Source organism: Occallatibacter sp., assembly GCF_049802275.1.
In the GTDB taxonomy this organism is placed as follows: domain Bacteria; phylum Acidobacteriota; class Terriglobia; order Terriglobales; family Acidobacteriaceae; genus Telmatobacter.
Map to the genome: position 1 here is coordinate 1 of NZ_JBARMD010000663.1, position 5,957 is coordinate 5,957.

Annotated in this window: 6 protein-coding genes; 3 read left to right on the forward strand and 3 right to left on the reverse strand. The window is 58.1% G+C overall.

The window, feature by feature from the left end:
* Nucleotides 1-603 (forward strand): hypothetical protein (locus WA354_RS22210; protein WP_472815207.1); only part of this gene is annotated, 603 nt, incomplete at its 5' end.
* Between the two features lie 14 nt (nucleotides 604-617).
* Here the strand turns inward: WA354_RS22210 and WA354_RS22215 are convergent.
* Nucleotides 618-860, reverse strand: coding sequence for a helix-turn-helix domain-containing protein (locus WA354_RS22215; RefSeq protein WP_472815208.1), 243 nt, complete (start codon nucleotides 858-860; stop codon nucleotides 618-620).
* A 501-nt stretch (nucleotides 861-1,361) separates the two neighbouring features.
* Here WA354_RS22215 and WA354_RS22220 point away from each other — a divergent pair.
* Nucleotides 1,362-1,772 carry a hypothetical protein gene (locus WA354_RS22220; protein ID WP_472815209.1) on the forward strand — a complete coding sequence of 137 codons (411 nt, stop codon included), beginning with the start codon at nucleotides 1,362-1,364 and terminating at the stop codon, nucleotides 1,770-1,772.
* A 172-nt stretch (nucleotides 1,773-1,944) separates the two neighbouring features.
* Nucleotides 1,945-2,952 carry a tyrosine-type recombinase/integrase gene (locus tag WA354_RS22225; RefSeq protein ID WP_472815210.1) on the forward strand — a complete coding sequence of 336 codons (1,008 nt, stop codon included), beginning with the start codon at nucleotides 1,945-1,947 and terminating at the stop codon, nucleotides 2,950-2,952.
* Nucleotides 2,953-3,246: 294 nt separating this feature from the next.
* Here WA354_RS22225 and WA354_RS22230 read toward each other — a convergent pair whose 3' ends face one another.
* Together WA354_RS22230 and WA354_RS22235 are read right to left on the reverse strand one after the other, a co-directional pair.
* The gene (locus tag WA354_RS22230) at nucleotides 3,247-4,983 is read right to left on the reverse strand and encodes a GMC family oxidoreductase (RefSeq protein ID WP_472815211.1); all 1,737 of its coding nucleotides are present in this window, start codon (nucleotides 4,981-4,983) and stop codon (nucleotides 3,247-3,249) included.
* Between the two features lie 18 nt (nucleotides 4,984-5,001).
* Nucleotides 5,002-5,763 carry a gluconate 2-dehydrogenase subunit 3 family protein gene (locus WA354_RS22235; RefSeq protein WP_472815212.1) on the reverse strand — a complete coding sequence of 254 codons (762 nt, stop codon included), beginning with the start codon at nucleotides 5,761-5,763 and terminating at the stop codon, nucleotides 5,002-5,004.
* Nucleotides 5,764-5,957: the final 194 nt, after the last annotated feature.

Below are 5,957 nucleotides of genomic sequence, written 5' to 3' on the forward strand. Positions count from 1 at the left end.
GGTTTGCTGATCGACGATCCGGCCGCCGCACCTGTGCGCGGAACCTACGACGTGGACGTTATCGCGGAGATTGCTTCCTACGCCGAGTACACCGTCTTTTCCGAGCGGCTTCGCGCTCTCGGATTCAAAGAAGACAGCCGCGAAGGCGCGCCGCTGTGCCGGTGGATTCACGGCGCATTGACCTTGGATGTCATGCCGTTGGACTCCCAAGTTCTCGGCTTTTCGAACCGTTGGTATCCGGATGCATTGCGCACGGCTGGGAACGTCGAGCTTCCTGGCGGGCTGGTCATCCGGGCCATCAACGCGCCGTACTTTCTCGGGACCAAGCTCGAAGCATTTCACGGACGGGGGAAACGGGATTACCTCGCGAGCCATGACCTGGAAGACTTCATTGCAGTAGTCGATGGCCGATCATCGCTCATACCAGAAGTCGAAACGGCTTCTTCGGCGCTGAAGATTTATATCGCCGATGCCGTCCGAACGCTTCTTGGGGAATCACGCTTCCTCGACGCTTTACCCGGGTATCTCCTGCCCGACGATGCCAGTCAAGCCCGGATCGGGCAACTTCTCGCGAAGCTCCGCAGACTCGAGACGATCCGCTGACTTGGTGGCGACGCCTAAGCCACGATCCGCTCTGGATGGTCGGTCCGCGCATATTTCCGAAGCTCGGAGACGGGGACGAGAACCCGGCCGCCAATGCGTCGCGTAGGCAGACGCCGAGTCGCGATCAGATAGTCGAGGGCCCTCTGGCTGATGGAAAGCATCTGTGCAGCCTCTTCTCGGCTCGCCAGCATTTTGCTTTCCACCGCGACGGTAATTCTCGCGGGCGGTTTCTTCTGTTCGCTGCCTGCTGATCTCATATCCGATGCTCCTGGTTGTCAGCCCGTCTTCGCGCGTTGCAACGCGAGGGGCTGGAGAATTTGCTTGCACCTGCGATCAGCTACAGCTTTGACCAGTTTTGAATCCGTGTCCAAGACCTTTTACTTACAGTGCGATTCCTAGAAGACATCACAGAGGCATTAGCGGCCATTCGGCGGCGTCTTCGCGCATTTGAGGGTACAGCCGAATCTGAGTTGTGCCAATCTCGGTTTCCCGCTTGCGACGATGCCTACAAGACATCACTCTTGTCCTAATAGGTATTGGACTCGCGCGCGAGATGGCGGTATGTTGTCGCTCACGATGGAAGAAATCAGGGCATGCATCCCGTTCGGTGCTGCGCACCGGGTGAATTTCGACACTCCACCCCTGAAAGGGAACTGCCCAGATACTTTGGTATCTCGACAGATACCACTGAAAACACAGCACGCTTGCAAAACGCGGTATCTGGCCAGATACCACGTAAACACGGGATGGAGGTCACCATGGATGACGTTCAGACAATGAGGGATCGACCCAAAGAGAAGCTGCGCGGACGTGATCGCCGCTCGCTCAATTTGAGTACGAAGCTCACAGCAGTCGAGGCGAGGGTCATCGAAGACGCCGCAACGCGCGCGGGCAGAACGCCGAGCGAATGGGCACGTGAAGCATTGCTGAGGGCAGCTCAAGGTGGTAGTTCGAACCCGCTTGGTGTGGATATCTTTATCGAATGCGTCGGTAGTCAGATGTTGATGATGGCTGCATTCGACCCGCTCCTGAAAGCGTCTGGAATGCCGACGGAGCACATTAGCGCACTCTTCGATCGGGTCCAGAAGGCGAAGCTAATCCGGGCGCAAGAACTCCTCGCAAGGCGCGCGAATCGGCGCGCCGAAGAGGCCCGACGAGCAACCGAATGACATTCCCCGGATAGCAGAGAATAGCCGAGGCCGGGGCGGAGTCAAGGTCGCGCGTCCGCGCGCCGCTTCGCGGGCAGAGAGCCCTGACACCGCCCCTGGTGCCTCGGCAAATCATCCAATTATCCGGGGAATGTCATAAAAAATGCAGAAGACCAAAACGGTGAGGTGAGCGATGCGCGGAGTCTACGAGAATCCCATCGGAAGCGGCATCTGGTGGGTTCACTACTATGGAGCCGGAAAGCGGCACCGGGAGAAGGTAGGTCGCAAGTCGGATGCGATCAAGTTGGACCAATCGCGTAAGGCCGATGTAGTCGCCGGAAGGAAGCTTCCCGAGCTGCGCAACAGCAAGGTCGTCGCGCTGTCTGAACTGATTGATGATGTACTCGAATTCGTCGCCCATCATAAGGACAATCGGAGCTACGAAAGCAAGGGCGAAATCGTCATGAAAGCGCTCGGCTCTAAACCCGCCGCAGACCTCACTCCGCAGGAGTTGGAACGGTGGCTTAGGACCCGCTGCAAAACGCCAGCAACGGCGAACCGCTATAAGGCCTTTATCTCGCTCTGCTATCGCGAGGGTGTTCGCAATGGCAAAGTGATCGTTAATCCCGCCCGTCTGGTGCGGCAAAGGAAAGAAGGAACGGGTCGGCTTCGGTTCCTTAGCCGTGACGAATACGATCGGCTCCACAAAGTGATTACGGCGCGATTCCCGGAACATTTGGCCGAGTTTGTTGTCAGCGTTCACACCGGAATGCGACTGAGTGAACAGTCTTCGTGCATGTGGTCCCAAGTCGATGTAGAGCGCCGGACAATCGAGCTGACGAAAACGAAGAATGGGTCGGCTCGAACGGTGCATCTCAATTCCGACGCTCTAAGGGCAATTGGTTCGCTCAAACGACCTCTACAAAAGGCTCCCGATCCGGTCTTTCCACGCGAGGGATCACATGGCCGATTCGATACCCGATCGTGGTTCCAACCCTGTCTCGAAGAAGCGAAGATCACGAATTACGTCTGGCATTCGAACCGGCACACATTCTGCTCCTGGCTCGCGATGGCTGGAGCATCGATTAAAGAGATCCAGGAACTCGCCGGCCACAAGACGATCACAATGTCTGCGCGCTACAGCCATCTCTCCCCCGAGCATCGGCTTTCCGTCATTGATCGGATCGCCACGGTGAATTGAATCCTTGTGGCGGTCAAGAGACCCAGCCGAAATTGATTCGGTTTCGGTGAGCGCATTGGCGATTATGCACTCGTCGACCGACACTTGTTGGGATGCTGGCGTGAAACCGTTTATGAGGACTAATCGTTGCGATCGTCCCTAACCCGGGCTCGACAAGCGCATTGGCTGAATTCCCTCGGTCAAACAAGAAGGTCGCGCTTATGGGATAGCGGTTCCTACCGCAGGTGCGACCATCCTCAATTGGAAAGAAATCCTTCGGGCCTATCGTGCCCTGCCAACAACCAGGGAGCATAATTACGTAAGGCGAGGCGTTCCTCTGCCGTAGGTCCCTGGCGGCGCGAGTTGGGCGCGCAGCGGTGGCTCTGCCATGTCGCGTTTGTCGCTCGTAAAGACCGCATCTCCCTGCGAAATAAGGTAGTTCGCGGTGCGGGCTGCGAGAGCTTGGATGGTGAGGCCCGGGTTCGCAGATCCCTGCGTTGGCAGAATCGAGCCGTCACAGACGAATAGATTTGCGATATCGTGAGTGCGCCCAAACTTGTCCACAACCGACGAGGCGGGGTCAGAGCCCATGCGAGCCGCGCCAACAAGATGAGCATAGCGCGCTTCCTGAATTACCTCTGTGGCACCTGCGGCGTACATCACTTCCATCGTTTTCTCTTTGGCGCCTTTGATGAGTTTTTTATCGTTATCGTGGAGATTGAACGTGACGTGGGCGACCGGAAGTCCGAAGCGATCGGTCTCGTCGGCGAGCGTTACGCGGTTATCCACCCAGGGCAGAATTTCGCCGAGTAGTCCGAAGGTGGCCCAGTAGTTGTAGTCCATCATTTCGCGACGCAGGCCCCAGCCCCACGCCTTTTTCGCGGCGACCATTTGCTTGCCGAATGCGATGGGGAGCGGCCCGACGGTCTGAATAGCGAAGCCCCGTGCGAAATCGTTCCTGGGATTCGTTTCGTAGAACTCTTCCGTCAGGGCGTGCGCTGGCGGGGCCTTGTACATGCGCACCGGCTGATCGAAGCGCCCGAGGACAACGTTGCCGGCCTGGGCCATCAGATATCGACCCACAGTCCCGCTGGAATTTGCAAGTCCCTGTTCAAAACCAGCACAAGCAGAATTGAGCAGAAGACGAGGTGTTTCGATGGAATAGCCGGCAACGATGACGGCTTTCGAGCGCTGAAAATGGGCGTCGCCGTTGTCATCGAAATAATGCACGCCCACAACGCGCCGATTGCTACCCACCTCGATGCGCGAGACCATGGAGAGATCGCGAATCTCGGCGCCGCTTTCAAGAGCATCGGGAACGTGGGTGACGAGGGTGCTGGCTTTCGCCCCAACTTTGCAGCCCTGAATGCAGAAGCCGCGATAGATGCAGTGCGGGCGATCTCCGTGCGAGCCCGAAAGAATCGCAACCGGGCCTCCAATGGAGACAGGAATGTTAAGCGCTGAGCAGCCTTTGATGAGCGCATTGCCTACGCCGCCCATTGGATGCGGGCCATAGGCATAACCATGCGGATGTCCCCAGGGATAGTACGCCGGTCCAGCAACGGGCATCTCGATTTCGAGCTGTTCGTAGTAGGGTCGTAGAATCTCATACGAGATAGGCCAATCCACCCCGATACCGTCGCGAGTATAAACTTCGAAGTCGGATGGATGGAGGCGCGGAGTGAACGCAGCCCAGTGCACCGAGCCGCCACCTACTCCGCGGCCACAGTTGTTGGCACCCAGCGCCAGAGGATTATTCCCACCCGTGACGCGGGGATCTTCCCAGTAGAGCTGATGCGATCCGGATTCATCGGAGACCCAGTCGCGCTCTGTATCCCAGAACGGGCCAGCTTCAATTGCTACGACCTGAAAGCCTGAGCGAGCGAGCCGCTGTAACAGGACTCCGCCCGCAGAGCCGCAACCAACAATCACATAGTCAACTTCCTCGCTCTCCGAAAAACGACGCATAGGCATGTGAATCTTCTGGAGCGGCCCGAGCATGTGGGCGGCGCCATTTCGATTCTCAAACGCGCCTTGGATTGGCCTCTTCATGAAACCTCGCGGGCGGCTTTAGCCGATTTGTTCGGACTCCAGGTGGAGATGCTGGGTCGATTCGGTTGTGTCAGAAACGGCATAGGTGGGCGCATCCCACTTGTAGCGGTGGGGCTCGACCTCCCACGGCTCAGGTTCGCCGCGTTCGAGACGTGTGTAAGCGCGGGGATAGGCCGGCCCGCCAAAACCGATCTCGTCCCACGCCCAGGGATGCGCGTAGTAGCCTTCGAGCGCATCCTGCATGAGCATCTGCCAGAAACGGCCAATGGACATCTTCTTCCAGATAGGCGCTCCGGCCGTCGGCTTCTTATCGTGAATTGCCTGCAGAACAATTTCCTGCTGCCGCTGAGGAAGATCGAGGAAGTCTCCTCCAAAGCGCTGCCTCGCTTCGAGGTTGATCGCTTCCTGTCCGAGTCGGTAGGCCTCGCGGTCGGGAGGCATTGTCTCGTAGCGATACCCGATCCCCTGATTCCGATAAAGCCGAGCATCGAGCGGCTCGACGATGGGGATGCGGCGCTCCGGCGTGCGGTCGTGCTGCGGCATGAGATGATCGAAGACCGCTCGCCAGAACTTGGCTTCGCCTGCAGTGAAGAAACGGATAGACGGCGTCTGCTCAGCCCGCATGGTGACGACATCGCGGGTGGCCTCATCCCAGAATGCCTTCTGCGACATGGTGTGAAAGCCTGGATAGTATCCCGGCTGCTGCATTTGCGGTAGCGGTTCTCCCGTAGCGGGATCGCGAGGGAGCAGTACGGGGTCTGGAGCATCATTGGGATTCATACTGTCTCCGGAGATTCATGATGCGATGGGGACTCATCCCCTTCTTCGCCGCAAGAGACTGGCCAGTATTCCCAGCATGCCTGCGGCGCCAAAGAGTAGTGGAGCAAAGATAGGCGGTCCATACATGATGTTGTAGAGCAGATGCTGGCGTCCGCCGGGCCGGCGAAGCACGCCGCGCGCGTGGTAATAGAAGC